Genomic DNA, 26,199 nt, shown 5'->3' with positions numbered 1-26,199 from the left:
TTTTTCATCGCGACCAGTGGTTTGAACTGGTCTGGAGCGGGCGCTCATTTAGCAGTCAGCATAATGATGTGAAAAAATAGTTCAAGGCAAAATTTACATCTTCAAATAGAAGGGGCTGGTGAGTTGGATATATCTGTCGGAATAGCCGCCGGTAGCAGAATGGATGACAATTTCACCCCTGTTGCACTTGTTTAATCCTCTGCCAAGTAGCAATAAAACACGATTTGCCTCTTTCCCCTCCCTGGTGATAACAGCCAGATAACAACTCGCATGCAGATCATAACTCGACGAAATGCATAAAATTTCATCCGCCATCGCCGTCGGCAGCACCAGGGCCAGCTGTCCATGCCGGTTCAGCAGACGGTTGCTTGCGGCCAGCAATCCGTGGGGATCGAGCGCTCCCGTGTGACGGGCCAGGGCCCTGGCCGGATCGCGAAATGGCTGGCCTGCCACGAAGTAAGGAGGGTTGGAGACGATCAGATCATAGGGTTCGGCGTGATAATCCTGAATGGCGCTCTCTATGACGGTGACCCGGCTGTGCCAGGGGGAGGCGGCGACATTCTCCCTGGCCTGATCGGCTGCATCCTTATCCAGCTCCACCCCGTCGATCCGGCAGTCGTTCGTGCTGCGCTGGGCCAGCATGAGGGCGATGAGACCGCTGCCGGTGCCGATGTCCAGCACCCGATGGGCGCCGGTGACCGGTGCCCAGGCCCCCAGCAGGATGCCGTCCGTGCCCACCTTCATGGCGCAACGGTCGTGGTCGACGTGAAATTGCTTGAAGGTAAAACCGCTGCTTCGTCCCATCCGGCTCCCGTCCTGTACCTGCCCGTTGAAAATGGTTGGCGATTATAGCGGCTAAGCCACAGTCACCATAGGAGCCGGCGGCATAATCGCCTATAATCTGCCGTTTCCTTAATGACCGAGTATTGCCATGAGCCAGTCCTTTGATGATTTCGACCTGAATCCAGCCCTCAGCCGGGCCTTGGCCGAGATGGGATTCACCCGCCCCACCACCATTCAGCAGATGGTGCTGGAGCCAGCCCTGGACGGCCGCGATATTCTGGCATCCGCCCCGACAGGTACCGGCAAGACAGCCGCCTTCCTGTTGCCGGCCATGCAGCACCTGCTGGATTTCCCGCGCCGCAAGCCGGGGCCTTGCCGCATGCTGATCCTGACTCCGACCCGCGAGCTGGCCCTGCAGGTCAGCGCCCATGCCAAGGCGCTGGCGGTGCACACCCATCTGAGCATCGAGACCATCATCGGCGGCGTGAGCCACGAGGAGCAACTGCCCGCCCTGACCAAGACTACCGACATCGTGGTCGCCACCCCGGGCCGTCTGCTCGAGTACATCGAGAAAGAGGAGTTCGAGAGCCACGACATCGAGGTGCTGGTGCTGGATGAAGCGGACCGCATGCTGGACATGGGCTTCATCAAGGACGTGAACCGCATCGTGGAAGAGGCGCGCTACCGCAAGCACACCATGCTCTTCTCCGCCACCCTGGAAGGCGCCGGCCTCGAGAAGTTTGCAAGCGAGATCCTCAAAGACCCGGTTGAGCTGCACGCCGAGCCGCCCCGCAGCGAGCGCCGCCCCATCACCCAGTGGATCCACCTGGCGGACGATGCCGCCCACAAGCTGGCTCTGCTGGTGCATATCCTGAAAAACCCGGAGACCCAGAAGGCGATTATTTTCGTCAAGACCCGTGAGCGATTGGCGGAGCTTTCCGGCCAGTTGCAGGCGGCAGGCGTGCCCTGTGCCTGGATCCGTGGCGAGATGGAGCAGGCCAAGCGCATCGAGTCGATCCGCAAGTTCCACGAAGGGGAGGTGCCCTTCCTGATTGCCACCGACGTGGCCGCCCGCGGTATCGACCTGCCGAACGTCAGCCATGTCATCAACTACGACATGCCCTACGGCGCCGATGTCTACGTGCACCGCATCGGCCGCACCGGCCGCGCCGGCAACCGTGGCTGTGCCATCAGCCTGGTGGAGGCCCACGACATGGCCATGGTGGCCAAGATCGAGCGTTACACCGAGGAGCGCCTCAAGCGCCGGGTGATCGACGAGCTGCGCCCCAGGCACAAGGAGGCGCGGGTACCGGTGAAGAAGAAAAAGCCGAAGGATGCCAAGAAGTCGGCCAAGAAGAAAAAGAAGTAAGCCTGCCCGCCAGAACGGCCATCCCCGGATGGCCGTTCTGCTGTCCGGCGCCTGCCGAGGGGTGGAAAAGAAAAAAGCCGACGCATGAACGTCGGCCAACAAAAAGTGCTTACAACAGAGGATTCACAGAGTCAGACCCGAGGATCCCTGACTTGGTTCCCTGCTGGGTGTAATTAATTTTCAGCGCGCTTGAACATCAGGGTGTTGGCATCGGACTCTTCCGGTACGAAGTAGTAGCCGTCGGCGTTGAAGCCGGTCAGCTGCTCCACCCTGGTGAGGCGGTGCTTGATGATGTGGCGGGCCATCATGCCGCGCGCCTTCTTGGCGTAGAAGCTGATGATCTTGAACTGGCCGTTCTTCTCGTCCTTGAACACCGGCGTGACGATGCGCCCCCGCAGGGCCTTGGGGCGCACCGACTTGAAATATTCGTCGGAAGCCAGGTTGATCAGCTCCTCGTCCCCCTGGGCGGCCAGCGCCTGGTTCAGGTGTTCCGTGATGATGTCGCCCCAGAACTGGTAGAGATCCTTGCCGCGCGCGTTGTCCAGGCGAATGCCCATCTCCAGCCGGTAGGGCATCATCAGATCCAGCGGGCGCAGCACCCCGTAGAGGCCGGAGAGCATGCGCAGGTGCTCCTGGGCGAAGTCGAGATCCCCGTCGTCGAAGTCGTCCGCCGCCAGCCCCGTGTAGACGTCCCCCTTGAATGCCAGCAAGGCCTGGCGGGCGTTGGCCGGGCTGAAGTCGGGTTGCCACTGGGCAAAGCGGGCGGCGTTGAGGCCGGCCAGCTTGTCGCTGATCTTCATCAGGCTGGCGATCTGATCCGGGCTCAGCTGGCGGGCCCGGCCGATCAGCTCGGCGGAGTGGTCCAGCAGCTCGGGTTGGGTGAAACGGGACGTCACCAGGGGCGACTCGTAATCCAGCGTCTTGGCCGGGGAAACCACAATCAGCATAACGATCCTTTATAGCGGTGACGCACGCCCCTCATTCATCCAGGGTGACGTTGTCGAGAGTACCTGCACCCAGCTGCTCGCGCCCCGACAGCTTGATCAGCAGTCGCAGGTCGTTGGCGGAGTCGGCATGGGCAAGGGCCTCACTGTAGCCAATTTGGCCGGCGCAGAACAGGGTGAACAGCGCCTGATCGAAGGTCTGCATGCCGAGCTCGGTGGACTTGGTCATCACCTCCTTGAGCCGATGCATCTCCCCCTTGCGGACGATGTCGGTGATGAGGGGGGTGTTGAGCAGGATCTCGAAGGCGGCGAAGCGGCGACTCCCGTCGATGCTCGGCAGCAGTTGTTGTGCGACGATGGCGCGCAGGTTGAAGGAGAGATCGAACAGGAACTGGCGGTGCTTCTCCTGGGGAACCAGGTGGAGGATGCGATCCAGCGCCTGGTTGGCATTGTTGGCGTGCAGGGTGGCGAGGCAGAGGTGGCCCGTCTCGGCAAACTGGATGGCGAACTCCATGGTCTCCTGGTTGCGGATCTCGCCGATCAAGATGACGTCCGGTGCCTGGCGCAGGGAGTTTCTGAGCGCCACGTCGAAGGAGCCGGTGTCGATGCCGACCTCCCGCTGGGTCACCAGGCAGCGACCGTGCTGGTGGACGAACTCCACCGGGTCTTCCACCGTCAGGATGTGGCCGTCGCCATGCTGGTTGCGATAGCCGAGCATGGCCGCCTGGGTGGTGGATTTGCCGGCGCCCGTGGCCCCGACGAACAGCACCAGGCCGCGCTTGGCCATGGCGACGTCCTGCAATATCGGGGGCAGCACCAGCTCGTCGAAGGTGGGAATGCGGGTCTCGATGCGGCGCAGCACCATGCCCGGCAGGTCCTGTTGCCAGAAGGCGCTGACCCGAAAGCGCCCAAGCCCCTCGCGATGGATGGCGTAGTTGGCCTCCCGGGTGTGCTGGTAGCGTTCGAAATGCTCGGCATCCAGGCTGCTCTTGACCAGGGCCAGCGCGGTCTGTCTGTCCAGCGGGGTTTCTCCGAGCGGCACCAGGCGCCCATTCACCTTGAGAGTGGGGGGGGCATCGACCGTGATGAAGAGGTCCGAGCCCTTTTGTTCAACCAGTGCTGCGAGCAGAACATCCATGTCCATGGCATCTCCTTGGGTGTGCAAGCTTAAATGGTGTTGGGGTCGACCGCCTTGGCCTTGGCGTCGAGGGCGGCGACGATCCCCCGGTTGACCAGCTGCTTGAGGCTCTGGTCCATGGTCTGCATGCCGTGGGTCATCCCGGTCTGGATGACGGAATAGAGCTGGGCCACCTTGTCCTCCCGGATGAGGTTGCGCACGGCGGGAATGCCCATCATGATCTCGTGGGCCGCCACCCGGCCACCCCCGATCCGCTTGAGCAGGGTCTGGGAGATGACCGCCCGCAGGGATTCGGACAGCATGGAACGCACCATGTCCTTCTCCGAGCCGGGGAAGACGTCGATGATACGGTCTATGGTCTTGGCCGCCGACGAGGTGTGCAGGGTGCCAAACACCAGGTGGCCGGTCTCGGCCGCCGTCATGGCGAGGCGGATGGTCTCGAGGTCGCGCATCTCCCCCACCAGTATGATGTCCGGGTCTTCCCGCAGGGCCGAGCGCAGGGCGTTGCTGAAGCTCTTGGTGTCGCGGTGCACCTCCCGCTGGTTGACTAGGCAGCGCTTGTTCTCGTGCACGAATTCGATGGGATCCTCGATGGTGAGGATATGGTGGTGGAAGTTGTCGTTGATGTAGTCGACCATGGCCGCCAGGGTGGTGGACTTGCCCGAACCGGTCGGCCCTGTCACCAGCACTAGGCCGCGGGGAAACTCCGCTATCTTGCGAAATATCTCGGGTGCCGCCAGATCGTCCAGGGTCAGGACTGTGCTCGGAATGGTACGGAACACGGCGCCCGAGCCCCGCGCCTGCTGGAAGGCGTTGACCCGGAAGCGCGCCATGCCGGGCACCTCGAAGGAGAAGTCCACCTCGAAGTTCTCCTCCAGCTCCTTGCGCTGGTGGTCGTTCATGATGTCGTAGATGAGGGCGTGGACTTCCCGGTGATCCAGGGCGGGCAAATTGATCTTGCGAACCTCCCCGTCAACCCTGATCATCGGAGGGACCCCGGCGGAGAGGTGTAGATCCGAGGCCTTATGCTTTACACTGAATGCCAATAACTCTGTGATATCCATAGATTTGTTATTCTCCCATCACAAGATCACGAACGAAATATGAGCCAGATTGCCCAGCACCTGCTTCAGGTAAAGGAACGTATTGTAGAGGCTGCACGACGCGTCGGCCGTGGCGCCGATCATATCCAGTTGCTGGCGGTCAGCAAGACCAAGCCGCTGGTGGACATCCAGGCCGCCTATGCCGCCGGTCAGCGGCGCTTCGGCGAATCCTACGCCCAGGAGGCGGCCCTCAAGATAGATGCCCTGCGTGAGCAGGCCGCCTGCACAGACATAGAGTGGCACTTTATCGGCCCGCTGCAATCGAACAAGTCCAAACTGGTGGCGGAGCGGTTCGACTGGGTGCAAAGCGTCGATCGCGACAAGCTCATCGAGCGTCTCAACAACCAGCGTCCTGCCGGGTTGGCGCCGCTAAATATCTGTCTGCAAATCAATATTAGCGGAGAGAGCAGCAAATCCGGTACGTCGGAGCAAGAGATTTTCCGCCTGGCCGCTCTGGTGGCCCGGAGTGAACGCCTGGTGCTGCGCGGCCTGATGGCGATCCCCGAGCACACCCGTGACGAGGCGGTGCTGGCCGCCCAGATGGCACGCATGCAGGCTCTGTTCACCGAGCTTGCGCAACAATACCCGAGTGTCGATACCCTCTCGATGGGCATGACCGAGGATCTCGAGCCCGCCATCGCCCATGGCAGCACCATGGTGCGGGTCGGTACCGCCATCTTCGGTGCCCGCGACTATTCATGAGCAGGCCCCCGCGATGTCAGGCGGGGCTTGCGCTTTTTTCAGGCAACAGGAGCGTTTGATGCCATTGCCGGCCCAGGGCGGTCAGAACGGGCATCCGCAGCGCTGTCAGCAACAGGAGTGTTTGATGCAGCAGAGAACCCTCGTCTTTATCGGGGCGGGCATGCCGGGCTTCGCAGCCATTTCATCAGCAGGAGTCCAGGATGCAGCATAGAATTCTCGCCTTTATCGGCGCAGGCAACATGAGCCGCAGTATCATTGCCGGCCTCGTCCAGGCCGGCTACCCGGCCGATCGTATCATCGCCGCCAACCCCAGCCGTCCCAAGCTGGACGAGCTGGCCAGCCGGTTTGGCATTCGCGTCACCCAGGACAATGCCGAGGCGGCCCGTGAGGCCGAGGTGATCGTGCTGGCGGTCAAGCCCCAGCTGATGGCGGGCATGCTGACGACGCTGGTGGCCGAACTCGGGTCGCTGGCGGGCAAGCTGCTCGTCTCCATCGCCGCCGGCATCAGGGTGGCGCGTTTGCAGGAGATGGCGGGAGGCCATGGCCGCATCATCCGCACCATGCCCAACACCCCCTCCCTGCTGGGGCTGGGGATGACGGGGCTCTACGCGCCGCCCGGCATCGAGCAGGCCGATCGCGACTTCGCCGAGCAGATGATGCAGGCGGTGGGCAAGACCCTCTGGGTGGAGCAGGAGTCCGGCATCAACGGCGTCATCGCGGCGGCGGGCAGTGCCCCGGCCTACTTCTTCCTGTTCATGCAGGCGATTGCCGAAGAGGCGGAGGCCATGGGCTTCTCCCCCGAACAGGCCAGGCTGCTGGTGCAGCAGACGGCGCTGGGCGCCGCCGCCATGGTGGAGCAGAACCCGGCTCTCTCCCTGCAGACCCTGCGGGAGCAGGTGACCAGCAAGGGGGGGACCACGGCCGAGGCCGTCAAGACCTTCCAGGAGCAGGGGCTGATGGCGCTGACCGCGCGAGCCATGCAGGCGGCCGTTACCCGGGCCGGCGAGATGGAAACCCTTTTTTGAACCCTCTTTTAGTAAGGAGCCCGGATGAACACGGCTTACTTTTTGATTAACACGGTTTTTGATCTCTACCTCATGGTGGTACTGCTGCGGGTCTGGCTGCAGTGGGCCCGCGCCGACTTCTACAACCCCATGAGCCAGATGGTGGTCAAGCTGACCAATCCCCTGGTGGTGCCCCTGCGCCGCGTCATTCCCGGCTTTGGCGGGCTGGACATGGCCTCGGTGCTGCTGGCGCTGCTCATCGCCTTCGCCAAGCTGGCGCTGCTCAAGAGCATGAACGTGCTGCTGACAGACTGGCTGACCCTCAGCCTGTTTGCACTGCTCACCGTGCTGAAGAAGGCGGGCTCCATGATCTTCTGGATCCTGCTGATCCGCGCCATCCTGAGCTGGGTCAGCCAGGGTCGCAACCCCATCGAATACGTGATGCACCAGCTGACCGAGCCTTTCCTGGCACCGATCCGCCGCATCCTGCCCGCCCTGGGAGGGCTGGATCTCTCCGTGCTGGTCGCCTTCATCGCGCTGCAGGCCATAAACTATCTGTTGGGGGATCTGTTTGGTCAGCTGTGGTGGATGATCTGATGCCCGCCGTCCTGCTGGAAGGGGACGAGCTGGTATTGCATCTGATGATCCAGCCCAAGGCGAGCCGGGATCAGATCGTCGGTTTGCACGGGGACGAGTTGAAAGTGGCCATCACGGCGCCGCCGGTGGATGGCCAGGCCAACAGTCACCTGATCAGGTATCTGGCCAAGCAGTGCAAGGTGGCCAAGGGGCAGGTTCGCATCGTGCGGGGAGAGCTGGGTCGCCACAAGACGGTTGCCATCGAGGCGCCGAAGCAGATCCCCGCCGAGATCGCCGCCCTGCTGGAGAGTGGAACACGAGAAGGATGACATCATGAAAACAGTCTGGATGAGCTGCCTGCTGGCGCTCTTGATGACGTTGCCACTGCGGGCCGAACAGATGAAGGAGCTGGGCCCCTGGCAGGTGCACTACAGCGCCTTCAACTCCAGCTTCCTCACCCCCGAGGTGGCCAAGGCCTATGGTCTGGAGCGCAGCCGTTACAACGGCATCGTCAACATCGCGGTGCAGAACAAGCAGGGGGTGGCGCAGGCAGTGGGGATCAGCGGGGAGGCCAAGAACCTCACCGGCACCATCCGTACCCTGAGCTTCCAGGAGGTGAAGGAGGGGGATTCCATCTACTACCTGGCAGTGTTGCCCTACCGCAACGAGGACACCTACCAGTTCACCCTGACGATCATGGGGGAGGGGCAGCAGCAGACGCTGAGCTTCCAGCAGACCTTCTATGTGGACTAGCACTTTGGTGCTGACAAGCAGCCCCGCACCTCCCGGTGCGGGGCATTTTTTTATCCGCTGGGCGCCGTTCCCCAAGGCTTAGCGGCTGGCCAGCGGATAGGTGAACAGGGCCAGGTGGGCGAAGTTGAACAGGAAGTGCAGCAGGATGGCGACGCCGAGCCGCCCGCTCAGGTGGAACGCCAGGCCGTAGCAGGCGCCCGCCAGGGTGGCGAACAACACCAGCAGCGGGCCGCCGGCCAGGTGTGCCACCCCGAACAGCAGGCTGGCGATGAGAATGCCCAGCCAGACCCGGGTGCGCCGGGTGATGGCCTGCTGGAGAAAGCCCCGGAACAGCGCCTCCTCCGCCACGCAGGTGAACAGCAGGTTGTTGAGGGCGAACAGCCACCACCAGTGAGGCAGACCCACCTCGGGTTTCAGGGCCCCCAGTTGCCAGGCGGTGATGAGCAGGGCCGACAGCGGCAACAGCAGCAGGGCCAGCGGGCGCCAGCGCAGGGGACCACCCGGACCCGGCAGCGCGGGCCAGGCCAGCAACAGGCCGAAGAAGATCAGCGGCTTGTCGAGATTGAGGTACATGTTGAACGGCACGCTGGCGGGGCCGGCCCGCACCTGGTCCAGCACCTTCAGATTGCTGAACCCCGGGACGAGATGCAGGGTCAGGGCTACGGCCCCGAGCAGCACCAGGGCGAGGGCCATCGGGCGCCAGGGTGGCGGCAGGCTGGGAGTCTGCCAGGCCAGCAGCAGTCCGGTGAGGCTGATTAGCAGGGCCGGAGGCGTGATGCGGCCAAGGGCAAGGGCACCGAGCAGGGCGATGCCCAGCAGGATAAGGCCGGGTGTGCGTTGGCGGGCGAGGCAGAGCAGTACGGCCAGGGCAAGGGCGGCCCAGATCAGGGCATCGGGAAGTGGCAGCATTGAGTCTCCTTGTTGGTTCCAAGGGGCGCACCTTAACGAGCTGCTTCCTCTTGCACAAGGCGCAATGGACTGGTCGGAGCCCTGGATGCACTATCTTGCCGAGGGTTCTGACCGGCTTGGACAATAAAAAGCCGGAGCTGAGGCTCCGGCTTTGGGGAGAGGTGGTGGCCAGGCTGACGGGGCCCAAGCCAGATTAACGGCCGGATTCGGCGATGACCCGGGCGATGATGTCGGCACGCTTGCTCGCTTCCAGCTCGCCCAGGGCGATGAGTCCGGCCTTGAAGATCACGTTCTTCGGCAGGCTGACGTCGTCCAGGGTGGTGATGGCCTCCACGTGCATGCCGTTCAGGCGGCTGGCGTCTCGGGGGCTCAGGTTGACCTGGGTGTTCAGCACCTGCTTGCCCTTCTTCTTGGGCTGGGCGGCTTTCTTCGGTTGATCCTGTTCGTCTTCCGGCAGTTCGTCATCAAAATCGTAAATAGACATAGTCAATCCTGTTGGGTTGCAATGGGCATGCTCGCCCGAAATATGAGAGATCAGCCCATATCCTCGTTGCGGATAAAGGCGCGCCAGGAGACAAGCACCTGGGCAAAGTCTTCCAGCCCGCACATGGCCAGCTGTTCATCATCGTAGTAGGCGAGATCGTCGAGATCCTCGTCCTGCTCGATATTGAGGACATTGGCCTTCACCTCGGCCTCCTCGTGGGTCAGCAGCAGGGAGTAGTCGCCGCCGAGCAGCCGATATTCGGTGCGGGTCCGGCCGGAGAGCTGGTCGATGATGGCGAACAGCTCGTCGAGCTTCTCCTCGTCCTTGCCCACTTCGTCGATCAGCCACTGGCCTATGGCCTCGTGGCCCATGGAGAACCGGGCGCGATAGCCACCGAACGGGTCGCGGCGAAATTCATAATCCATAGCGGAGTCCATACCGGATGGGTGGAGCCACCCTGCCACGGTGCGGCATGACGCCGGATCCCTGATCCAGGGCGGGGCACAGATGGCGTAAAGTGGCCTATTCTAGCGATCCCCCCCGCACTTGTCTTGAAGATGTGGGATCTTTGCCCCGGCGCCGGCACTTTACAACCAGCCCGGCCCCCGTGTTGGAGATGTTATGCAGTTAAACGAGACCCTGGCCCGGCAGATAGTGAGCAGGGCGATGAAGATACTATCGTTCTCGGTCAACGTGATGGACGAGCGGGGCCTGATCATCGCCTCCGGCAACCCGGAGCGGCTGCACCAGCGCCACGAGGGGGCCGTGCTGGCCCTGACCGAGAACCGGGTGGTGGAGATAAGCGACGCCACCGCCCGGCAGCTCAAGGGGGTGAGGCCCGGCATCAACCTGCCCATCGCCTATCAGGGGGAGCTGCTCGGGGTCATCGGCATCTCGGGGGATCCGGACATCGTTCGTGCTTACGCCGAGCTGGTGCGCATGACCGCCGAGCTTATCCTGGAGCAGGCGGCGCTCACCGAGCAGTTGCAGTGGGACAAGCGCCACAAGGAGGAGCTGGTGCTGCAGCTCATTCGCGGCGAGGGGCGGGCCGATCAGTTGCAGCAGGCGGCCCGCTTCCTCGAGCTGGATCTGGCCCAGCCCAGGGTGGTGGCCGTGCTGGCGCTGGAGGAGGCGGAGCCCGCCCGTCTGCGGGAACTGGTGCATCTGCTGGAGAATCCGGAGCGGGACAACCTGGTGGCTATCAACGGCCTGGACGAGATAGTGGTGCTCAAACCGGCCCAGCTCAGTGACGGCGTCTGGCAGTCGGCGCAGGAGCGCAGCCGCATCAGGCAGTTGCTGACCCGTATCCCCCACTTTCGGGTGCGCATCGGGGTGGGTGATTACTTCGCCGGGATCGAAGGGCTGGCGCTCTCCTACCAGACGGCGCGGGACACCTTGCGCCGGGGCATGCGCCAGGCGCCGCGCAAGCAGGTCTACTTCTTCGAGGATTACCGGCTGCCGGTGCTGCTCGGCAGCCTGGCGGACTCCTGGCAGGCGGATCAGCTGCGCGCCCCCCTGCTCAGGCTGGCAAGGGAGGACGCCAAGGGGGTACTGCAGAAGACGCTGCGCCAGTATTTCTTGCAGGATTGTGATCTGCATCCCTGTGCCGAAGCCCTGTTCATCCATCCCAACACCCTGCGCTACCGGCTGACCCGGATAGAGCAGATAACAGGCTTGAGTTTCAACAAGTTAGACGACAAATTCCTGCTCTATCTCGGCCTGAATCTCGACGGCTGATTTGTTCGATTGAACAAAAACAATCGGGATGGCAGCGAAAAGTTTGGCTTTCTGACCAAAGCATTCCGGCCCGGGATCCCCATAATGGCGGCCACTCATTACAACAAAAGGTGCCCGTCATGATCCCTGTATCCGCGCTCGGCGCTCTCGCCGCGCTCTCCATCGCCATCTTCCTCATCCTGAAGAAGGTGCCGCCCGCCTACGGCATGATAGTCGGCGCCCTGGCCGGCGGCCTGATCGGCGGGGCCGATCTGACCCAGACCGTCGCCCTGATGATCGGCGGCGCCCAGGGGATCACCACGGCGGTGATGCGGATCCTGGCGGCGGGGGTACTGGCGGGCGTGCTCATCGAATCGGGCGCCGCCACCACCATCGCCGAGACCATAGTCAAGAAGCTCGGCGAGACCCGGGCCCTGCTGGCGCTGGCGCTGGCCACCCTGATCCTGACCGCGGTCGGTGTCTTCGTGGACGTGGCCGTCATCACGGTCGCCCCCATAGCGCTCGCCATCGCCCGCCGTGCCGATCTCTCCAAGGCGGCCATCCTGCTGGCCATGATAGGCGGCGGCAAGGCGGGCAACGTCATGTCTCCCAATCCCAACGCCATCGCCGCGTCCGACGCCTTCCACCTGCCCCTCACCTCTGTGATGGCAGCCGGCATCATCCCGGGTCTGTTCGGCCTGGTGATGGCCTACTGGCTCGCCAAGCGCCTGAACAACAGGGGCAGCAAGGTCGCGGCCGACGAGGTGGTGAGCTTCGATGGCAGCAAGCTGCCCGGCTTTGCCGCCGCCATCAGCGCCCCCCTGGTCGCCATCCTGTTGCTGGCCCTGCGTCCTGTGGCCGGTATCGTCGTGGATCCGCTGATCGCGCTGCCCCTCGGCGGTCTGGTGGGCGCCCTGATGATGGGCAAGTTCGGCAAGGTGAACCAGTTTGCGGTCTCGGGCCTGGCCCGCATGGCGCCGGTCGCCATCATGCTGCTGGGTACCGGTACCCTGGCGGGCATCATCGCCAACTCCGGTCTCAAGGACGTGCTCATCAGCGGCCTGACCGCCTCCGGTCTGCCTTCCTACCTGCTGGCCCCCATCTCCGGTGCCCTGATGTCGCTCGCCACCGCCTCGACCACCGCCGGTACCGTCGTCGCCTCCAACGTGTTCAGCTCCACCCTGATCGAGCTCGGCATCAGCAGCCTGGCGGGGGCCGCCATGATCCACGCCGGGGCCACCGTGTTCGACCACATGCCCCACGGCTCCTTCTTCCACGCCACCGGGGGCAGCGTCCACATGGGCGTGAGCGAGCGGCTCAAGCTCATCCCCTACGAAACCGCCGTCGGCCTGACCATAGCCGCGGTCTCCACCCTGATGTTTGGCGTGTTCGGTCTCGCCTAAGGAACTGATATGAAAATTGTGATCGCCCCGGATTCATTCAAGGAGAGCCTCAGTGCCATGGCGGTGGCCGATGCCATCGAGGCCGGTTTCAAGCAGGTGCTGCCGGATGCCACCTACGTCAAGCTGCCCATGGCGGATGGCGGCGAGGGGACGGTGCAGTCCCTGGTGGACGCCACCGGCGGCCGCATCCTGCCGGTGGAGGTGACCGCCCCCCTCGGCAACCGGGTGCAGGGCTTCGTCGGTCTGCTGGGGGATGGCGAGCGGGCCGTCATCGAGATGGCGGCCGCCTCCGGCCTGCATCTGGTGGAACCCGAGCGGCGCAATCCCCTGCATACCTCGAGCTTTGGCACCGGCGAGCTCATCCTGGCGGCGCTGGAGATGGGGGTGACTCACCTTATCCTCGGCATTGGCGGCAGCGCCACCAACGACGGCGGCGCCGGCATGATCCAGGCCCTCGGCGGCAAGTTGCTCAAGGACGATGGCTCTGCCATCGAGTCGGGGGGCGCCGGTCTGGCTGAGCTGGCGACCATAGACCTGAGCGGACTGGATCCTCGCCTGGCCGGGCTCCACATCGAGGTGGCCTGCGACGTGGACAATCCGCTCTGCGGTCCGAAAGGGGCCTCTGCGGTGTTTGGCCCGCAGAAGGGGGCGACCCCCGGGATGGTGGCGCAGCTGGACGCCAACCTGGCCCGCTACGCCGATTGCATCGAGCAGGCGCTCGGCAAGCAGGTCAGGGAGATCCCGGGGGCGGGGGCCGCCGGTGGCATGGGCGCCGCCCTGGTGGGCCTGCTCGGCGCCGAGCTCAAGCCCGGCATCCAGATCGTCATCGAAGCCCTGAAACTGGCCGAGGCAGTGGCCGACGCGGATCTCGTCATCACCGGCGAGGGGCGCATCGACAGCCAGAGCATCCACGGCAAGACGCCCATCGGGGTGGCCCGCTGTGCCAAGCGGTTCGGCAAACCGGTGATCGGCATCGCCGGCTGCCTCACCGATGATTGCGGCGTGGTGCATGAGCACGGGCTCGATGCGGTGTTCGCCGTGGTCAACCGCGCCATGTCCCTGCCGGAGGCGCTGGCCACCGCCAACACCAACCTGCAGCTCACGGCCCGCAACGTGGCCGCCCTCTATCTATTGCGCAAATAGCCCCTCTCCTGGCCGGCGCGACGCGCCGGCCACACCCAGCCCCGTGTAGCGGATGTGGCTGCCTCGCGGCAGACCTTCTGACGCACCTTGCCGATCCCAGGATCGGCTTTTTTATTATCCCGCTGTCTTTTATATGGTTTTTGTATTCTGGCGAGGGGCTTTGCGGCATAGTGATCTCATTATTGCGAGGAGCCATCTTTGAGGAACAACCCATGATCCTGCTGACCCTGGGGGTAGTGTTGTTTGCCCTGACGCACCTCTATCCCTGTTTCGCCGCGACCCATCGCGCCCGTCTGCGTGAGCGGCTGGGGGAGAACCGCTACAAGGGGCTCTTCTCGCTGCTGGTGTTTGTCGCCATCGGCTGCATCCTCGCCGGCTGGCGCAGCGCCAGCCCGTTGCCGCTCTATTTCCTGCCTCCCTGGGGGCCGACTCTGGTGATGGCGGCCATGCCCGTCTCGCTGATCCTGCTGTGCGCAGGCCAGGGCGCGAACCATTTCCGGCGCTGGCTGGTGCATCCCCAACTGCTCGGGGTGCTGCTCTGGTCGGGGGCCCATCTGGCGGTCAACAGCGAGGCCCGCTCCCTGGTGCTGTTCGGCGGTATCGGCCTCTGGGCGCTGGTCAGCATCGTCTGGATTTCGGTGCGGGACTGGCAGCAGAAGCCGCGGCCCGAGGCGAGCTGGCAGGGGACCGGGATCAGCCTGGGGGCGGGACTGGCCCTCACGGCCCTGCTCATCTTCTGGGGCCACGGCTGGCTGACCGGGATCCCGCTGCACTGATCCCTGAACCAGGTTCGGGGATCTTGCGTATGATGGAGAAAACGCGAGGAGTCACGTCGATGAAATGGTTCACCCTGCTGTTGTTGCTCGGCTCGGGCGCGGCGTCCGCCGCCTGCCCCGACTACTTCAACGTGGAGATGCGGGAGCTCAACAGCACCCAGCGCCACAACCTCTGCCGGCTGACCGAGGGCAAGGTGGTGCTGGTGGTCAACACCGCCTCCTACTGCGGGTACAGCGGCCAGTTCCGGGATCTGGAGGCGCTCTACCAGGGTTACAAGGAGAAGGGGCTGATGGTGCTGGGCTTCCCCTCCAACGACTTCTGGCAGGAGGCGGGCAACGAGAACAAGACCGCCGATGTGTGCCGGCGCGACTACGGGGTGACTTTCCCCATGTTCAACCGGGTGGCGGTGCGGGGCTCGGATGCGGTGCCCCTGTTCAAGGGGCTGGCGGCCGCCGCCGACGGTGACGCCCCCAACTGGAACTTCCACAAATACCTGGTGGACCGCGATGGCAAGCTGATTGCGAGCTATGGCGCCAACCAGAATCCGGCCGACGACCCTCTCAAGCGGCAGATCCTCGAGGCGCTCGGGCGCTGACCCTATCCCACGGCGGGCGGCTCTGGAATAATGGGGCCCCGCCATCCACCCTGGTTATGCCGTGCTGCAACGTCTTCCCCAAATGGTGATCTTCGACGCCCTGGTCCGCGAGCAGGGTATCTCGGCGGCCGCACGCCGGCTCGGGGTCTCCAAGTCCCACATCAGCAAGCAGCTCGCCCTGCTGGAAACGGCGCTCGGGGCCCAGCTGGTGCAGCGCACCACCCGCCGCTTCGCGCTCACCGAACTGGGTCAGGAGTATGCCCGCCACTGCCGCGCTCTGGTGGCGGTGGCGCTGGAGGCGGAATCCATGGTGGCGGAGCGCCGCGGCAAGGTGAGCGGCGTGCTCCACCTGGGGGTGGGCCAGTCCTTCGGCCGACTGCACGTGATCCCGCGGCTCAAGGCGTTTCAGGCGCGCTACCCGGATCTGGAGTTGGAGGTGTCCCTGTTCGATCACCGCACCAACCTGGTGGACGAGGGGCTGGATCTCTGGATCACCACCTACGAGGACAAGCCTGAGGCCCTGGTGGGGCAGCGGTTGGCGGACATCGGCTTCGTGCTGGTGGCCTCGCCGGACTATCTGCTGAGTCACGGCACGCCACTGCATCCCAGGGATCTGGCCCGCCACAACTGCATCACCTACCAGAGCCGGGAGCGGCGCTACCACGAGTGGTCGTTTCGCCAGGGCAAGGAGCGGCAGACGGTGCAGGTGGCGGGCAACTACCGGGTGGATCTGGCGGAGGCGGTGCGGGACGCCGCCCTGGCCGGGCTCGGCATCGCCTATGTGGCCAACTACCTGCTGGACAAGGAGTTGCAGTCCGGCCAGCTCATCCCCCTGCTTCCCCAGTGGCAACCGAACCAGAAGATGGCGGTGCACGCCGTCTATGCCAGGCGGGAGCATCTGGACCCCAAGATCCGCCTCTTCATCGACTTCCTCAAGGAGTGCTTCGGACCCGAGCCCTACTGGGCGCAGCGGTTGGCCCCCTGGCTCGGGGGCAAATTGTCCGGCCTGGAGGAATGATCGTTTCCATGCAAGAACGCTGGCTTGAGTCCGGCTTCAAAGTCGAGTCAAATCAATCAGTTGACGCAACCGATATCGTGCAAACGTTTTTGCTAACAGGGTTGTAACCAGGCGGGCTTGCAGTGGCGAGGGCAGGGGAGCAGAATCCGCGCCCATCTTTTGCCCCACTGGATGGAATCCCCATGATCGCCCTGCTTGGTATCCTGAGCATCCTGGCCCTGGCCGCACTCTGCTCCGATAATCGTCGTCGTATCCCGTTGCGAACAGTAGGCTTCGCCCTCTGCCTGCAAGTGCTCTTCGCCGCCCTGGTGCTCTGGCTGCCCGCCGGCCAGCAGGCGCTCAACGGCGTCAGCGAAAGCGTCAGCAGCGTGATCGGTTACGGCCAGGAGGGGATCGCCTTCCTGTTCGGGGATCTGGCCAAGTTCAAGCTGGGCTTCATCTTCGCCTTCAACGTGCTGCCGGTGATCATCTTCTTCTCTGCCGTGATCGCCATCCTCTACCACATCGGCCTGATGCCCAAAGTCATCGCCCTGCTTGGCGGCGGCCTGCAGAAATTGCTGGGTACCGGCCGCGCCGAGAGCCTCTCCGCCACCGCCAACATCTTCGTCGGCATGGTGGAGGCGCCCCTGGTGGTCAAGCCCTATCTCTCCAGGATGTCCGACTCCCAGTTCTTCGCCGTGATGAGCTGCGGCCTGGCCTCGGTGGCCGGTGGCACCCTGGTGGGGTACGCCAGCATCGGGGTCGAGCTGAAGTATCTGATCGCCGCCGCCTTCATGTCCGCGCCTGCGGGGCTCGCCATGGCCAAGATCCTGGTGCCGCCCGCTGCCGAAGAGGTGGATCATCACGAGGACGTGGAGATCCCCCGCGCCACCAACGTCATTGAAGCGGCCGCCGATGGCGCCATGGCGGGTCTCAACATCGCGGTTGCCGTGGGGGCCACCCTGCTGGCCTTCGTCGGGGTGATCGCCCTGCTCAACGGCCTGCTGGGCTGGGCCGGTGACCTGGTGGGGCTGGAGTTGAGCTTCCAGATCATCCTGGGCTGGCTGTTTGCCCCCGTCTCCTGGCTCATCGGGGTGCCCTGGGAGCAGGCCCAGGCGGCTGGTGCGCTTATCGGCACCAAGATCGTCATCAACGAGTTCGTCGCCTTCATCGCCCTAGTACAGGATCAGACACTGAACGAGTCGAGCAAGGCCATCGTCACCTTCGCCCTGTGCGGTTTTGCCAACATCTCCTCCATGGCGATCCTCATCGGCGGCCTGGGGGCCATGGTGCCGGAGCGCAAGTCCTTCATCGCCCGCTACGGCATGCGCGCCATCCTGGCGGGGGTGCTGGCGAACCTGATGAGCGCCTCCCTGGCGGGGTTGTTCCTCGCGCTCTGAGGCTAACGCATCGGATAGGAGCCCGCTTCGGCGGGCTTTTTTGTGGCCGGACGACGGACAAAAAAAGCGCCTCTGGGGAGGCGCGGGGAAAAAGACAGATTGGAAGCGTCACATGGGTGCCACCTGGATGAGGGATGAGCCGTGCCATCCAAGTGTGACGCCATGATGCCTGACGGTGTCTGAAGCCCTTCTGAGGCGATTCTTCATACTCTGTTCATTTTGGAAATGCTGCCTGATGCCTGTGTGGTGCAGGACTCATGCTGCATTCATTCAAATGACTAGCGTTTTATCTTGCCTCCTCGCAAGGGGCTTATCCCCGGCAGTCGGCGCCTGGTGCTGTCAGTATCCATCGCCTGTGCATCCGCGGGTCTGGGCGTCCGCGCGACGTCGCCGGCGGCTTGCTGCGCCAGCGCCAGCAACCAACGCTTGATGGGATGCCGCCTGATGGTCAGGGGGTCAGCGTGAAGTTGTCGGCAGTCTGTTGCTCCAGCGCCAGCAGCCAGCGCTTGATGGGGATGCCGCCGGCATAACCGGTCAGTGCGCCGCTGCGACCGATCACCCGGTGGCAGGGCACTATGATGCTCAAGGGGTTGCGGCCGTTGGCGGCGCCCACGGCGCGCACCGCCTTGGGGTTGCCGATGGCCTGGGCAATCTCGAGGTAGTTGACGGTCTCGCCATAGGGGATGTCGCACAGGGCGTGCCACACCGACAGCTGGAACGGCGTTCCCCGGGCGGCGAGGGGCAGATCGAACTGGCGCAGCCGGCCGGCGAAGTAGGCGGCGAACTGCTCGACGAAGGGGGCCAGGGCCTGATCATCCCGTTGCCATTCCGCCGTCGGGGTGACCGGCTGCTCTCCCCGGACGAACTCTACATAACGCAGGCCATGCCGATCGATGGCGACGAGCAGGGGGCCGTGACGACTCTCGCAAAAACTGTATTGCATCCTCTTCTCCTCCGGAGAGCGGCAAGGCTGGTCACTCCAGCCCGGGTTTGCCGCGGGCGGACTTGATCTCGCTCTTGCGCTTCTTGGCCTCGACCCGCTTGCGCTGGGCGCTGCGGGTCGGCTTGGTGGCGTGACGCGCCTTGGGGCGCCAGGCGGCTTTTTTCAGCAGCTCGGTCAGGCGGCTCATGGCCTCCTTGCGGTTCATGTCCTGACTGCGGTGGGTCTCGACCCTGATCTGGATGAAGCCGTCGTGGACCCGGCTGTCGGCGAGCCTCTCCAGCCCCTCCTTGTAGAGGGGGGGCAGGCTGGGGGAGTCTCTGTAGTCGAAACGCAGCCAGACGGCGGAGTCGGTCTTGTTGACGTGCTGCCCCCCGGCCCCCTGGGCTCGCATGGTCTGGAACTGCAGCTCATGCCAGGGAATGATCACGCTCTGGGAGATGACTAACATGGGGCGATGCTCTCATTTGGTGCATCAAGGGAGTCTGGTGCAGCTTGGTGCCTCATTATGGGGCGAGATGCGCTTCCTTGGTGATCCTGAGCCGTAATGGCTCAAGGGTTGATGGCTATCTTAATGAAAATAAACAATAAAAATACTTGGCACAAGAATTGATGACCCATTCGTGACATACCATGGATTGGGAGCAACCAGATGAAGCTGATTACTGCGATTATCAAACCCTTCAAGTTGGACGACGTGCGCGAGGCCATCGCCAACCTGGGGGTGGAAGGCCTGACCGTCTCCGAGGTCAAGGGCTTCGGTCGCCAGAAGGGGCACACCGAATTATACCGGGGGGCCGAGTACCAGGTCGACTTCCTGCCGAAGGTAAAGCTGGAGATCGCCACCGCCGACGAGAACGTGGAAGGGGTGATCGAGGCCATCTGCAAGGCGGCCTACACCGGCAAGATAGGTGACGGCAAGATCTTCGTCTATGACCTGTTGCAGGCGGTGCGGATCCGCACCGGCGAGAGCGACGACGAGGCGCTCTGATACCCCGCGCCGCGGGGCCGTGAAGGTCAGGCTGCGACGCCTCAGCGGGGAGAGGCCGTCATCAAGGGACCGGATGAGACATCATCCGGTCCCTTTCATTTGTTCAATGGTTAAATATGTGATCCTACCTCCCTGAAGCGCCTTGATCCTGAGGCCGTGACTCGTGCAGAATGCAAACAAAAATGGTTATCAATCGATACGCACACAAGGAACGGACAATGAAAATGAAGATGCTGGCGCTGGCTCTCTCCACCCTGGCCGCCCAGTCGGCATTCGCCGCTGAAGTGAACGTCTACTCCACCCGTCAGGATGAGCTGATCAAGCCCATCATCCAGCAGTTCGAGAAGGAGACCGGGATCAAGGTCAACGTGGTGTTCGCCAAAGAGGGGCTGAACGAGCGTCTGGAGCGGGAAGGCAAGCTCTCCCCGGCGGATTTGATGCTGACCGTCGACATCAGCCGCCTGACCGACCTGGTGGACAAGGATCTGGTGCAGCCGGTGGACAGCAAGACCCTGCAGGAGAATATCCCCTCCATCTATCGGGATCCGGAGAACCGCTGGTTCGCCCTGACCACCCGGGTGCGCGCCATCTACTCCAGCAAGGAGCGCCTCGGCAAGCTCGCCACCATCAGCTACGAAGATCTGGCCAAGCCTGAATTCAAAGGAAAAATTTGTACCCGCAGCGGCAAGCACGAGTACAATGTGGCGCTGGTTTCCTCCATGATCGCCCATCACGGCATGGCGGATGCCAAAACTTGGCTGGAAGGGGTCAAGGCCAACCTGGCACGCAAGCCGCAGGGCAACGACCGGGATCAGGTCAAGGCGATCAAGGACGGCATCTGCGATGTCTCCCTGGGCAACAGCTACTACTTGGGCGCCATGCTGAAGGATCCGGCGCATAAGTCCTGGGCCGAGGCGGTCGAGATCAACTTCCCGAACCAGGGGGATCGCGGTGCCCACGTGAACGTGAGCGGCGTGGCCATGACCAAGTACGCCAAGAACAAGGAGGCGGCCCAGAAGCTGATGGAGTTCCTCTCTGGCGACACCGCCCAGCACATGTATGCGGACGTGAATGCCGAGTACCCGGTCAAGGCCGGGGTGGAACCCTCCGCCATGGTCAAGTCCTGGGGCAGTTTCAAGTCTGACTCCCTGCCGGTCAGCGACTACGCCAAGCATCGCAAGGACGCCTTGCAACTGCTTGATGAAGTGAAATTCGACTTGTAATCAGATGGGGCCGATGGCCCCATCAACATCTGTGGACTCATGAAACATTTTGGATGGATTGCCGGCAGCTGGGCCACCGCCCTGCTGCTGGGTTTGCCGGTACTTGCCCTCGTCTTCTCCGCCTTCTCGGCCGACGGGGATCTGTTTGCCCACCTTGCCGATACGGTACTGACCGATTACCTTCGCAACACCTCGGGCCTGGTGCTGGGGGTGGCGGCGCTCAGCCTGTTGTTCGGGGTGCCTACCGCCTGGCTGGTGGCCATGTGCCAGGTGCCGGGGCGCCGCGCCCTGCAGTGGGCGCTGATGCTGCCCATGGCCATGCCCTCCTACATAGTGGCCTACGTCTATACCGATCTGCTGGACTACTCGGGCCCGTTGCAGGCGGGGCTGCGCACCCTGTTTGGCTGGCAGAGCCCGGCCGACTACTGGTTCCCGGCCATCCGCTCCCTCGGCGGTGCCGCCTGGGTGCTGGCCCTGGTGCTCTTCCCCTATGTCTATCTGCTGGCGCGCGCCTCCTTCCTGGAGCAGTCGGTCAGCCTCATTCACTCCAGCCGGCTGCTCGGCTGCACCCCCTGGCAGAGCTTTCGCCGTCTCAGCCTGCCGCTGGCCCGCCCCGCCATCATGGTGGGGATATCCCTGGTGGCGATGGAAACCCTGGCCGACTTCGCCACCGTCCACTTCTTCGCCATCAACACCCTGACCACGGCGGTCTATGACACCTGGCTCGGTTACGGCAGCCTGGCCACCGCCGCCAAGCTCTCCTGCCTGATGCTGCTGGCGGTGGTGCTGCTCATCGCCATTGAGCGCCGCTCCCGCCAGCGCCAGCAGGTGTTCCAGAAATCCATGGGGTTCGAGCAGCCGATGCGCTATCCCCTCAAGGGAGGGCGCCGCGTGCTGGCCGCGATCTGGTGCTGGGGCCTGGTGCTGGCGGGCTTCGTCCTGCCGTTCGCTATCCTGCTGGACTACGGGGTGCGCTATTTCGCGCTGTCGTGGACGCCGGAGTTCGTTCGCTTCGCCGGCAACAGCCTGATGGTCTCGGCGTTGACCGCACTGCTCGCCATGGCCATCGCCCTGCTGCTCGGCTTCTTCCGCCGTCTCGATGGGGGCACCCGCAGCCTGCTGCCCCTGCGCATCGCCGCCATGGGCTACGCCATGCCGGGCACAGTGCTCGCCATCGGGGTGCTGGTACCGCTGACGGCGCTGGACTTTGGCATCAACGATCTGGCCGACTGGCTCGGGATGCAGGGGCCGGGTCTGCTCTTGACCGGCACCCTCACCGCCATCGTGTTTGGCTACCTGGTGCGCTTCGTGGCCATCGCCATCGGCTCGGTGGAGAGCAGCATGAACAAAGTCTCCCCCAGTCTCGACATGGCGGCCCGCTCCCTGGGGCAGGGGGCGGGCGGCATGCTGCGGCGTATCCACCTGCCGCTGGTGCGACGCGGCCTCTTTGCCGGCGCCATGCTGGTATTCATCGAATCCATGAAGGAGCTGCCTGCCGCCCTGTTGCTGCGGCCGTTCAACTTCGAGACCCTGGCGACCCACGTCTACCAGTTCGTCTCGGATGAGATGCTGGAGCGGGGAGCGCTCGGCGCCATCGTCATCGTGCTGGTGGGGCTGGTCCCCCTGGTCTGGATCAACCGCAGTCTGGACGGCCCGGGCCACTGAGCGCGTCTCCCGCCCGGCGTCAACACGCGAGAGGAAAAGTACCTTGTCCTGCCTGAATATCGAGAAGGTCAGCTGCCGCTACAACGGTCGCAATGTGCTGGAACAGCTATCCCTGACGGTGGCCGACAACGAGATCGTCTGCCTGCTGGGGGCGAGCGGCTGTGGCAAGACCACCTTGCTCAAGGCCGTCGCCGGCCTGTTGCCGCTGGCCGAAGGGGAGATCCGTCTCGGCGATATGCTGCTGGACGGAGAGGGCCAGAGCGTGCCGCCGGAGGCGCGCCACATCGGCATGATCTTCCAGGATTACGCCCTCTTCCCCCATCTGACGGTGGCACAGAACGTCGGCTTCGGGCTGATCCGGCTCGATCGCGGCAGCCGCCAGCAGCAGGTGGAAGAGGCGCTGGCGCTGGTCAATCTGCAGGGCCTGGGGGAGCGCTATCCCCATCAGCTCTCCGGCGGCCAGCAGCAGCGGGTGGCCATCGCCCGCGCCCTGGTCTGCAAGCCGAGGCTGATGCTGCTGGACGAGCCCTTCTCCAACATCGACACCCAGGTGCGGATGAAGCTGATCCTCGAGATCCGTACCCTGCTCAAGCAGCAGGGCATAGGGGCCATCTTCGTCAGCCATAGCAAGGAGGAGGCGTTCGCCTTCGCCGACCGGCTGGCGCTGTTTCGGGCCGGTCACATCGAGCAGGTGGGGCAGCCTGAGCAGCTCTATCGCCGCCCACAGAACCGCTTCGTGGCGGAGTTTCTCGGCGGGGTCAACTATCTGGCGGCCGAGGTGGTGGACAGCCACTGCGTGAAGACCATCCTGGGCACCATCTGTGGCCAGGAGCCCCATGGCCGTGCGGTCGGGGAGCGGCTGCAACTCATGCTCAGGCCCCAGCAACTGGCGCTGACGGCGGCGGCTGACGGCGAACTCGAGGTGCGGGAGCAGCACTTCCTGGGTCATCACTGCCGGGTGCTGCTGGATTGTGCCGGCCAGTCGCTGGAGGCCAGCATCGGCGAGCCCCTGGAAGGGAAGAGGGCGCGGGTGACCGTGGCCCCCCATGCCCTGGTGTTGTTTGACCCTTTGCCCTGATGGCGTGATATCGTCGTGAAATCAATGAACTGGGGTTGCACTGGTTTATAATCGCGCCACGCCTTTAGCCAATGTCTTTGGAGAGAGAAATGAAAGCCCAAGCCGGGATCTGCGCAGAGCCGAATCTGCATGCCCTCTATCTGATGTTCAATCGCACCGGGGACGGTGCCGCCCTGGCGGCCCGCCTGGCCAGCCTGCCGGCGCTGTGGGACGCGGTGAGCGCCGACTTCCCCGATGCCGCCTTCAGCGGTCTGGTGGCCGTGGGGGCCGAGGGCTGGGATGCCATCTATCCGGTGGCCCGTCCACCCCAGTTCCGCGGCTTTATGGCGCAGGAGGCCAATGGCAACAAGGCGCCGAACACTCCGTTCGATCTGTTCGTGCAGCTGAGGGCCGACCGGGTGGACGTGCTGCACCACGCCGGTCAGCGGGTGATGGCCCTGCTGGCCGGACTGGTGGTGCTGGCCGAAGAGGTGCGCGGTTTTCGCAACCTCGACTGCCGGGATCTGACCGGCTTCGTCGACGGCACCGAGAACCCGCAGGATGAGCACAGGGCCGAAGTGGCGCTGCTGGACGGCGGCGAGTTCGCCGGCGGCTCCTATCTCCACGTGCAGCGCTGGGTCCACGCCATGAGCGACTGGGAGAAGCTGGCCCTGAAGGAGCAGGAAGACATCATAGGCCGCACCAAGGTGGACAACATCGAATACGAGTCCGCCGACAAGCCGCTCACTTCCCACATCAAGCGGGTCAACCTCAAGACCCCGAAGGGGGAGTCCATGGAGATCCTGCGCCAGAGCATGCCCTGGGGCACCATGAGCGAGCAGGGGCTCTACTTCATCTCCTGCTGCCGCACGCCGCTGCACTTCAACGCCATGCTGGCCAGCATGTACAAGGGGGAGGGCAGTCACTTCGATCACCTGCTGCGCTTCACCCGGGCGGTGACCGGCGCGGCCTTCTTCGCCCCGTCCGTCGACTTCCTGGTGGCCCAGGGCCATTAAGCCTGTCTTACTCGCAGATAACAAAAATCCCGGCCTTGGCCGGGATTTTTCGTTCGGGATGCCGTCTCGACGACGGCTGCCCGATCAGGGGGTCTGCTCGAACAGTTCGAGGGCGGAGAGGTAGAGCTCCTCGATGTCGGTGTCGCTGGTCGGCGTGATGAAGATGGTGTCATCGCCGGCGATGGTGCCGAGGATCCCTTCGGCCTTGCCGAGGGAGTCGAGCAGGCGGGCGATGAGCTGGGCCGCCCCCGGGCTGGTGTGGATCACCACCAGTGCGCCGTTGTGGTCGACGTCAAGGACCAGATTCTTGAGGGGGCTGGAGGTGGTGGGGACACCCAGCTCCACCGGCAGGCAGTACACCATCTCCATCTTGGCGTTGCGGGTGCGGACGGCGCCGAAGCGGCTCAGCATGCGCGAGACCTTGGACTGGTTGATGTTCTCGAAGCCCATCTCTTGCAGGGCAGTCACTATCTCTGCCTGGGAGCCGAATCGCTCCTCTTTCAGCAAGGCTTTAAAGGCCTTGGCCAGTTTTTCTTGCTTGTCGTTATGTTTCATCTTGGACTCACGAATGAGGGGGGTGACCGCCTGTCACGCTCAGGCGGCAGATACGAACAGCGCTGCTATTTTGCATTCATATGCCTCTTTTGGCAAGGAAGCGGCGCTTGTTCTGCATATTGATTCAAATATAGCTTGCATCAATGTATGCCGGCGCTAGAATCAGGACGAAATTTTGAAAACTTATTCAATTGGGCTGTATGGGTATCGAATTAATCGGCGTCGAAAAATCCTGGCACAAGGTGCCGGTACTGCAACAGGTGAGCTTTCGGAGCGCTCCCGGCGAGACCCTGGTATTGCTGGGTCCGAGTGGTGCGGGCAAGAGCTCCCTGCTGCGCATGATGAACCTGCTGGACACCCCGGACGCCGGTGTGCTGCGCATCGCCGGCAGTGAATTTTCTTTCCCGTCCAGCCTCTCCGCCGCCGAGTTCAACCGTCAGGCTCAGGCCTTGCGCCGCAAGGTGGGCATGGTGTTCCAGCAGTACAATCTGTGGCCCCACCTCACTGTGATGGAGAACCTGATCGAGGCCCCGGTCAAGGTGCTCGGCATGAGCCGCGAGGCGGCCATCGACAAGGGAGCCTACCTGCTGGCCCAGTTGCAGCTGGCCGACAAGCGCGATGCCTGGCCGGCACGCCTCTCCGGTGGCCAGCAGCAGCGGGTGGCCATCGCCCGTACCCTGATGATGGATCCCCAGGTGCTGCTGTTTGACGAGCCGACCGCGGCCCTGGACCCCGAAATTACCAAAGAGGTGGCGGAGATCATCCGCACCCTGAGCCAGACCGGCATCACCCAGGTGGTGGTGACCCACGAGGTGGAGTTCGCCCGCAAGGTGGCCAGTCAGGTGATCTACCTGGAGAAGGGGCGGATCATCGAATCCGGCACCGCCGCCATCTTCCAGGCCCCGCAAACCAGCCGGTTTGCCGAATTCTTGATGCATTGATATTGAGTCGATAAG

Annotated in this window: 29 protein-coding genes; 19 read left to right on the top strand and 10 right to left on the bottom strand. The window is 63.7% G+C overall.

Annotated elements, in window-relative coordinates; all coding sequences use genetic code 11:
• Nucleotides 1-93 precede the first annotated feature (93 nt).
• Nucleotides 94-804 carry a tRNA1(Val) (adenine(37)-N6)-methyltransferase gene (locus tag R2B70_RS17235; RefSeq protein ID WP_318162069.1) on the bottom strand — a complete coding sequence of 237 codons (711 nt, stop codon included), beginning with the start codon at nucleotides 802-804 and terminating at the stop codon, nucleotides 94-96.
• Between the two features lie 127 nt (nucleotides 805-931).
• Between R2B70_RS17235 and srmB the strand changes: the two genes are divergently transcribed.
• Nucleotides 932-2,152 carry an ATP-dependent RNA helicase SrmB gene (gene srmB / locus R2B70_RS17230; RefSeq protein WP_041210934.1) on the top strand — a complete coding sequence of 407 codons (1,221 nt, stop codon included), beginning with the start codon at nucleotides 932-934 and terminating at the stop codon, nucleotides 2,150-2,152.
• 173 nt (nucleotides 2,153-2,325) lie between these two features.
• Here the strand turns inward: srmB and yaaA are convergent, their stop codons facing one another.
• Genes yaaA through tapT form a run of 3 tightly spaced genes read right to left on the bottom strand, consistent with a single transcriptional unit; the run spans nucleotide 2,326 to nucleotide 5,298 of the window.
• Nucleotides 2,326-3,099 carry a peroxide stress protein YaaA gene (gene yaaA, locus R2B70_RS17225; protein ID WP_318162068.1) on the bottom strand — a complete coding sequence of 258 codons (774 nt, stop codon included), beginning with the start codon at nucleotides 3,097-3,099 and terminating at the stop codon, nucleotides 2,326-2,328.
• A 31-nt stretch (nucleotides 3,100-3,130) separates the two neighbouring features.
• Nucleotides 3,131-4,240, bottom strand: a complete 1,110-nt coding sequence (locus R2B70_RS17220; RefSeq protein WP_042079328.1) for a PilT/PilU family type 4a pilus ATPase — start codon at nucleotides 4,238-4,240, stop codon at nucleotides 3,131-3,133.
• A gap of 23 nt (nucleotides 4,241-4,263) precedes the next feature.
• Nucleotides 4,264-5,298, bottom strand: a complete 1,035-nt coding sequence (gene tapT / locus R2B70_RS17215) for a type IVa pilus ATPase TapT (RefSeq protein WP_042079327.1) — start codon at nucleotides 5,296-5,298, stop codon at nucleotides 4,264-4,266.
• A gap of 39 nt (nucleotides 5,299-5,337) precedes the next feature.
• Between tapT and R2B70_RS17210 the strand changes: the two genes are divergently transcribed.
• The 5 genes from R2B70_RS17210 (at nucleotide 5,338) to R2B70_RS17190 (ending at nucleotide 8,372) form a co-directional block, all read left to right on the top strand.
• On the top strand, nucleotides 5,338-6,039 hold the full coding sequence (locus R2B70_RS17210) for a YggS family pyridoxal phosphate-dependent enzyme (RefSeq protein WP_042079326.1): 702 nt from the start codon (nucleotides 5,338-5,340) through the stop codon (nucleotides 6,037-6,039).
• A gap of 200 nt (nucleotides 6,040-6,239) precedes the next feature.
• Nucleotides 6,240-7,064: a pyrroline-5-carboxylate reductase gene (gene proC, locus R2B70_RS17205; RefSeq protein ID WP_318162067.1), complete on the top strand. Its 825-nt coding sequence runs from the start codon at nucleotides 6,240-6,242 to the stop codon at nucleotides 7,062-7,064.
• Between the two features lie 24 nt (nucleotides 7,065-7,088).
• The gene (locus tag R2B70_RS17200; RefSeq protein ID WP_209793643.1) at nucleotides 7,089-7,640 is read left to right on the top strand and encodes a YggT family protein; all 552 of its coding nucleotides are present in this window, start codon (nucleotides 7,089-7,091) and stop codon (nucleotides 7,638-7,640) included.
• Nucleotides 7,640-7,948, top strand: coding sequence for a DUF167 family protein YggU (gene yggU / locus R2B70_RS17195; RefSeq protein ID WP_042079323.1), 309 nt, complete (start codon nucleotides 7,640-7,642; stop codon nucleotides 7,946-7,948). The genes R2B70_RS17200 and yggU overlap by 1 nt, the downstream gene beginning before the upstream one ends.
• A 4-nt stretch (nucleotides 7,949-7,952) precedes the next feature.
• Nucleotides 7,953-8,372 carry a DUF4426 domain-containing protein gene (locus tag R2B70_RS17190; protein ID WP_042079322.1) on the top strand — a complete coding sequence of 140 codons (420 nt, stop codon included), beginning with the start codon at nucleotides 7,953-7,955 and terminating at the stop codon, nucleotides 8,370-8,372.
• A gap of 78 nt (nucleotides 8,373-8,450) precedes the next feature.
• On the opposite strand, the gene R2B70_RS17185 is transcribed toward R2B70_RS17190, so the two are convergent.
• The 3 genes from R2B70_RS17185 to R2B70_RS17175 form a co-directional block, all read right to left on the bottom strand.
• The gene (locus R2B70_RS17185; RefSeq protein WP_318162066.1) at nucleotides 8,451-9,281 is read right to left on the bottom strand and encodes a CPBP family intramembrane glutamic endopeptidase; all 831 of its coding nucleotides are present in this window, start codon (nucleotides 9,279-9,281) and stop codon (nucleotides 8,451-8,453) included.
• Between the two features lie 193 nt (nucleotides 9,282-9,474).
• Nucleotides 9,475-9,765, bottom strand: coding sequence for a hypothetical protein (locus R2B70_RS17180; RefSeq protein WP_042079320.1), 291 nt, complete (start codon nucleotides 9,763-9,765; stop codon nucleotides 9,475-9,477).
• A 50-nt stretch (nucleotides 9,766-9,815) separates the two neighbouring features.
• The gene (locus tag R2B70_RS17175; RefSeq protein WP_209793640.1) at nucleotides 9,816-10,190 is read right to left on the bottom strand and encodes a YacL family protein; all 375 of its coding nucleotides are present in this window, start codon (nucleotides 10,188-10,190) and stop codon (nucleotides 9,816-9,818) included.
• A gap of 196 nt (nucleotides 10,191-10,386) precedes the next feature.
• Here R2B70_RS17175 and R2B70_RS17170 point away from each other — a divergent pair, with 196 nt between their 5' ends.
• The 7 genes from R2B70_RS17170 to R2B70_RS17140 all read left to right on the top strand — a co-directional run bounded on the left by R2B70_RS17170 (nucleotide 10,387) and on the right by R2B70_RS17140 (nucleotide 17,796).
• A complete protein-coding gene (locus tag R2B70_RS17170) occupies nucleotides 10,387-11,502 on the top strand; it encodes a sugar diacid recognition domain-containing protein (RefSeq protein WP_318162065.1) in 1,116 nt (371 codons plus the stop codon).
• 119 nt (nucleotides 11,503-11,621) lie between these two features.
• Nucleotides 11,622-12,884: a GntP family permease gene (locus R2B70_RS17165; RefSeq protein WP_318162064.1), complete on the top strand. Its 1,263-nt coding sequence runs from the start codon at nucleotides 11,622-11,624 to the stop codon at nucleotides 12,882-12,884.
• Nucleotides 12,885-12,893: 9 nt separating this feature from the next.
• A complete protein-coding gene (locus tag R2B70_RS17160) occupies nucleotides 12,894-14,027 on the top strand; it encodes a glycerate kinase (protein ID WP_318162063.1) in 1,134 nt (377 codons plus the stop codon).
• Nucleotides 14,028-14,239: 212 nt separating this feature from the next.
• Entirely contained in the window at nucleotides 14,240-14,803 is a 564-nt protein-coding gene (locus tag R2B70_RS17155; protein ID WP_216991615.1) for an NnrU family protein, read from the top strand.
• Between the two features lie 59 nt (nucleotides 14,804-14,862).
• The gene (locus tag R2B70_RS17150) at nucleotides 14,863-15,399 is read left to right on the top strand and encodes a glutathione peroxidase (protein ID WP_216991616.1); all 537 of its coding nucleotides are present in this window, start codon (nucleotides 14,863-14,865) and stop codon (nucleotides 15,397-15,399) included.
• An 82-nt stretch (nucleotides 15,400-15,481) separates the two neighbouring features.
• Entirely contained in the window at nucleotides 15,482-16,417 is a 936-nt protein-coding gene (locus R2B70_RS17145) for a LysR family transcriptional regulator (RefSeq protein WP_042079313.1), read from the top strand.
• A gap of 182 nt (nucleotides 16,418-16,599) precedes the next feature.
• Nucleotides 16,600-17,796, top strand: coding sequence for a NupC/NupG family nucleoside CNT transporter (locus R2B70_RS17140; RefSeq protein WP_042079312.1), 1,197 nt, complete (start codon nucleotides 16,600-16,602; stop codon nucleotides 17,794-17,796).
• A gap of 448 nt (nucleotides 17,797-18,244) precedes the next feature.
• On the opposite strand, the gene R2B70_RS17135 is transcribed toward R2B70_RS17140, so the two are convergent.
• A complete protein-coding gene (locus tag R2B70_RS17135; RefSeq protein WP_318162062.1) occupies nucleotides 18,245-18,739 on the bottom strand; it encodes a methylated-DNA--[protein]-cysteine S-methyltransferase in 495 nt (164 codons plus the stop codon).
• A 31-nt stretch (nucleotides 18,740-18,770) separates the two neighbouring features.
• Complete coding sequence (gene arfB, locus R2B70_RS17130) at nucleotides 18,771-19,187, bottom strand: alternative ribosome rescue aminoacyl-tRNA hydrolase ArfB (protein ID WP_318162061.1); 417 nt, start codon at nucleotides 19,185-19,187, stop codon at nucleotides 18,771-18,773.
• 201 nt (nucleotides 19,188-19,388) lie between these two features.
• Here arfB and glnK point away from each other — a divergent pair, with 201 nt between their 5' ends.
• The 5 genes from glnK to R2B70_RS17105 all read left to right on the top strand — a co-directional run bounded on the left by glnK (nucleotide 19,389) and on the right by R2B70_RS17105 (nucleotide 24,688).
• A complete protein-coding gene (glnK, locus tag R2B70_RS17125; RefSeq protein ID WP_005332325.1) occupies nucleotides 19,389-19,727 on the top strand; it encodes a P-II family nitrogen regulator in 339 nt (112 codons plus the stop codon).
• A gap of 218 nt (nucleotides 19,728-19,945) precedes the next feature.
• Complete coding sequence (locus tag R2B70_RS17120) at nucleotides 19,946-20,950, top strand: Fe(3+) ABC transporter substrate-binding protein (RefSeq protein WP_318162060.1); 1,005 nt, start codon at nucleotides 19,946-19,948, stop codon at nucleotides 20,948-20,950.
• Nucleotides 20,951-20,989: 39 nt separating this feature from the next.
• On the top strand, nucleotides 20,990-22,615 hold the full coding sequence (locus R2B70_RS17115; RefSeq protein WP_318162059.1) for an iron ABC transporter permease: 1,626 nt from the start codon (nucleotides 20,990-20,992) through the stop codon (nucleotides 22,613-22,615).
• Nucleotides 22,616-22,658: 43 nt separating this feature from the next.
• Nucleotides 22,659-23,693, top strand: coding sequence for an ABC transporter ATP-binding protein (locus R2B70_RS17110; RefSeq protein ID WP_209793631.1), 1,035 nt, complete (start codon nucleotides 22,659-22,661; stop codon nucleotides 23,691-23,693).
• A gap of 89 nt (nucleotides 23,694-23,782) precedes the next feature.
• Nucleotides 23,783-24,688, top strand: coding sequence for a Dyp-type peroxidase (locus R2B70_RS17105; protein WP_209793630.1), 906 nt, complete (start codon nucleotides 23,783-23,785; stop codon nucleotides 24,686-24,688).
• A gap of 84 nt (nucleotides 24,689-24,772) precedes the next feature.
• Here the strand turns inward: R2B70_RS17105 and argR are convergent, their stop codons facing one another.
• Nucleotides 24,773-25,243: a transcriptional regulator ArgR gene (gene argR, locus R2B70_RS17100; RefSeq protein ID WP_005308670.1), complete on the bottom strand. Its 471-nt coding sequence runs from the start codon at nucleotides 25,241-25,243 to the stop codon at nucleotides 24,773-24,775.
• 200 nt (nucleotides 25,244-25,443) lie between these two features.
• On the opposite strand from argR, the gene R2B70_RS17095 reads away from it, so the two are divergent.
• Complete coding sequence (locus tag R2B70_RS17095; RefSeq protein WP_318162058.1) at nucleotides 25,444-26,184, top strand: ATP-binding cassette domain-containing protein; 741 nt, start codon at nucleotides 25,444-25,446, stop codon at nucleotides 26,182-26,184.
• Nucleotides 26,185-26,199: the final 15 nt, after the last annotated feature.

The sequence above is a fragment of the Aeromonas sp. XH genome, assembly GCF_033348475.1.
GTDB classification, from domain to species: Bacteria; Pseudomonadota; Gammaproteobacteria; order Enterobacterales; family Aeromonadaceae; genus Aeromonas; species Aeromonas sanarellii.
Note: the sequence above shows the minus strand (reverse complement) of the source record. Positions and strands in the feature narration are given on the sequence as shown.

What these genes read in the sequence shown, in the direction of transcription:
- R2B70_RS17235 (WP_318162069.1), bottom strand. Translation starts at nt 804, where the DNA reads ATGGGACGAAGCAGCGGTTTTACCTTCAAGCAATTTCACGTCGACCAC.
- srmB (WP_041210934.1), top strand. Translation starts at nt 932, where the DNA reads ATGAGCCAGTCCTTTGATGATTTCGACCTGAATCCAGCCCTCAGCCGG.
- yaaA (WP_318162068.1), bottom strand. Translation starts at nt 3,099, where the DNA reads ATGCTGATTGTGGTTTCCCCGGCCAAGACGCTGGATTACGAGTCGCCC.
- R2B70_RS17220 (WP_042079328.1), bottom strand. Translation starts at nt 4,240, where the DNA reads ATGGACATGGATGTTCTGCTCGCAGCACTGGTTGAACAAAAGGGCTCG.
- tapT (WP_042079327.1), bottom strand. Translation starts at nt 5,298, where the DNA reads ATGGATATCACAGAGTTATTGGCATTCAGTGTAAAGCATAAGGCCTCG.
- R2B70_RS17210 (WP_042079326.1), top strand. Translation starts at nt 5,338, where the DNA reads ATGAGCCAGATTGCCCAGCACCTGCTTCAGGTAAAGGAACGTATTGTA.
- proC (WP_318162067.1), top strand. Translation starts at nt 6,240, where the DNA reads ATGCAGCATAGAATTCTCGCCTTTATCGGCGCAGGCAACATGAGCCGC.
- R2B70_RS17200 (WP_209793643.1), top strand. Translation starts at nt 7,089, where the DNA reads ATGAACACGGCTTACTTTTTGATTAACACGGTTTTTGATCTCTACCTC.
- yggU (WP_042079323.1), top strand. Translation starts at nt 7,640, where the DNA reads ATGCCCGCCGTCCTGCTGGAAGGGGACGAGCTGGTATTGCATCTGATG.
- R2B70_RS17190 (WP_042079322.1), top strand. Translation starts at nt 7,953, where the DNA reads ATGAAAACAGTCTGGATGAGCTGCCTGCTGGCGCTCTTGATGACGTTG.
- R2B70_RS17185 (WP_318162066.1), bottom strand. Translation starts at nt 9,281, where the DNA reads ATGCTGCCACTTCCCGATGCCCTGATCTGGGCCGCCCTTGCCCTGGCC.
- R2B70_RS17180 (WP_042079320.1), bottom strand. Translation starts at nt 9,765, where the DNA reads ATGTCTATTTACGATTTTGATGACGAACTGCCGGAAGACGAACAGGAT.
- R2B70_RS17175 (WP_209793640.1), bottom strand. Translation starts at nt 10,190, where the DNA reads ATGGATTATGAATTTCGCCGCGACCCGTTCGGTGGCTATCGCGCCCGG.
- R2B70_RS17170 (WP_318162065.1), top strand. Translation starts at nt 10,387, where the DNA reads ATGCAGTTAAACGAGACCCTGGCCCGGCAGATAGTGAGCAGGGCGATG.
- R2B70_RS17165 (WP_318162064.1), top strand. Translation starts at nt 11,622, where the DNA reads ATGATCCCTGTATCCGCGCTCGGCGCTCTCGCCGCGCTCTCCATCGCC.
- R2B70_RS17160 (WP_318162063.1), top strand. Translation starts at nt 12,894, where the DNA reads ATGAAAATTGTGATCGCCCCGGATTCATTCAAGGAGAGCCTCAGTGCC.
- R2B70_RS17155 (WP_216991615.1), top strand. Translation starts at nt 14,240, where the DNA reads ATGATCCTGCTGACCCTGGGGGTAGTGTTGTTTGCCCTGACGCACCTC.
- R2B70_RS17150 (WP_216991616.1), top strand. Translation starts at nt 14,863, where the DNA reads ATGAAATGGTTCACCCTGCTGTTGTTGCTCGGCTCGGGCGCGGCGTCC.
- R2B70_RS17145 (WP_042079313.1), top strand. Translation starts at nt 15,482, where the DNA reads ATGGTGATCTTCGACGCCCTGGTCCGCGAGCAGGGTATCTCGGCGGCC.
- R2B70_RS17140 (WP_042079312.1), top strand. Translation starts at nt 16,600, where the DNA reads ATGATCGCCCTGCTTGGTATCCTGAGCATCCTGGCCCTGGCCGCACTC.
- R2B70_RS17135 (WP_318162062.1), bottom strand. Translation starts at nt 18,739, where the DNA reads ATGCAATACAGTTTTTGCGAGAGTCGTCACGGCCCCCTGCTCGTCGCC.
- arfB (WP_318162061.1), bottom strand. Translation starts at nt 19,187, where the DNA reads ATGTTAGTCATCTCCCAGAGCGTGATCATTCCCTGGCATGAGCTGCAG.
- glnK (WP_005332325.1), top strand. Translation starts at nt 19,389, where the DNA reads ATGAAGCTGATTACTGCGATTATCAAACCCTTCAAGTTGGACGACGTG.
- R2B70_RS17120 (WP_318162060.1), top strand. Translation starts at nt 19,946, where the DNA reads ATGAAAATGAAGATGCTGGCGCTGGCTCTCTCCACCCTGGCCGCCCAG.
- R2B70_RS17115 (WP_318162059.1), top strand. Translation starts at nt 20,990, where the DNA reads ATGAAACATTTTGGATGGATTGCCGGCAGCTGGGCCACCGCCCTGCTG.
- R2B70_RS17105 (WP_209793630.1), top strand. Translation starts at nt 23,783, where the DNA reads ATGAAAGCCCAAGCCGGGATCTGCGCAGAGCCGAATCTGCATGCCCTC.
- argR (WP_005308670.1), bottom strand. Translation starts at nt 25,243, where the DNA reads ATGAAACATAACGACAAGCAAGAAAAACTGGCCAAGGCCTTTAAAGCC.
- R2B70_RS17095 (WP_318162058.1), top strand. Translation starts at nt 25,444, where the DNA reads ATGGGTATCGAATTAATCGGCGTCGAAAAATCCTGGCACAAGGTGCCG.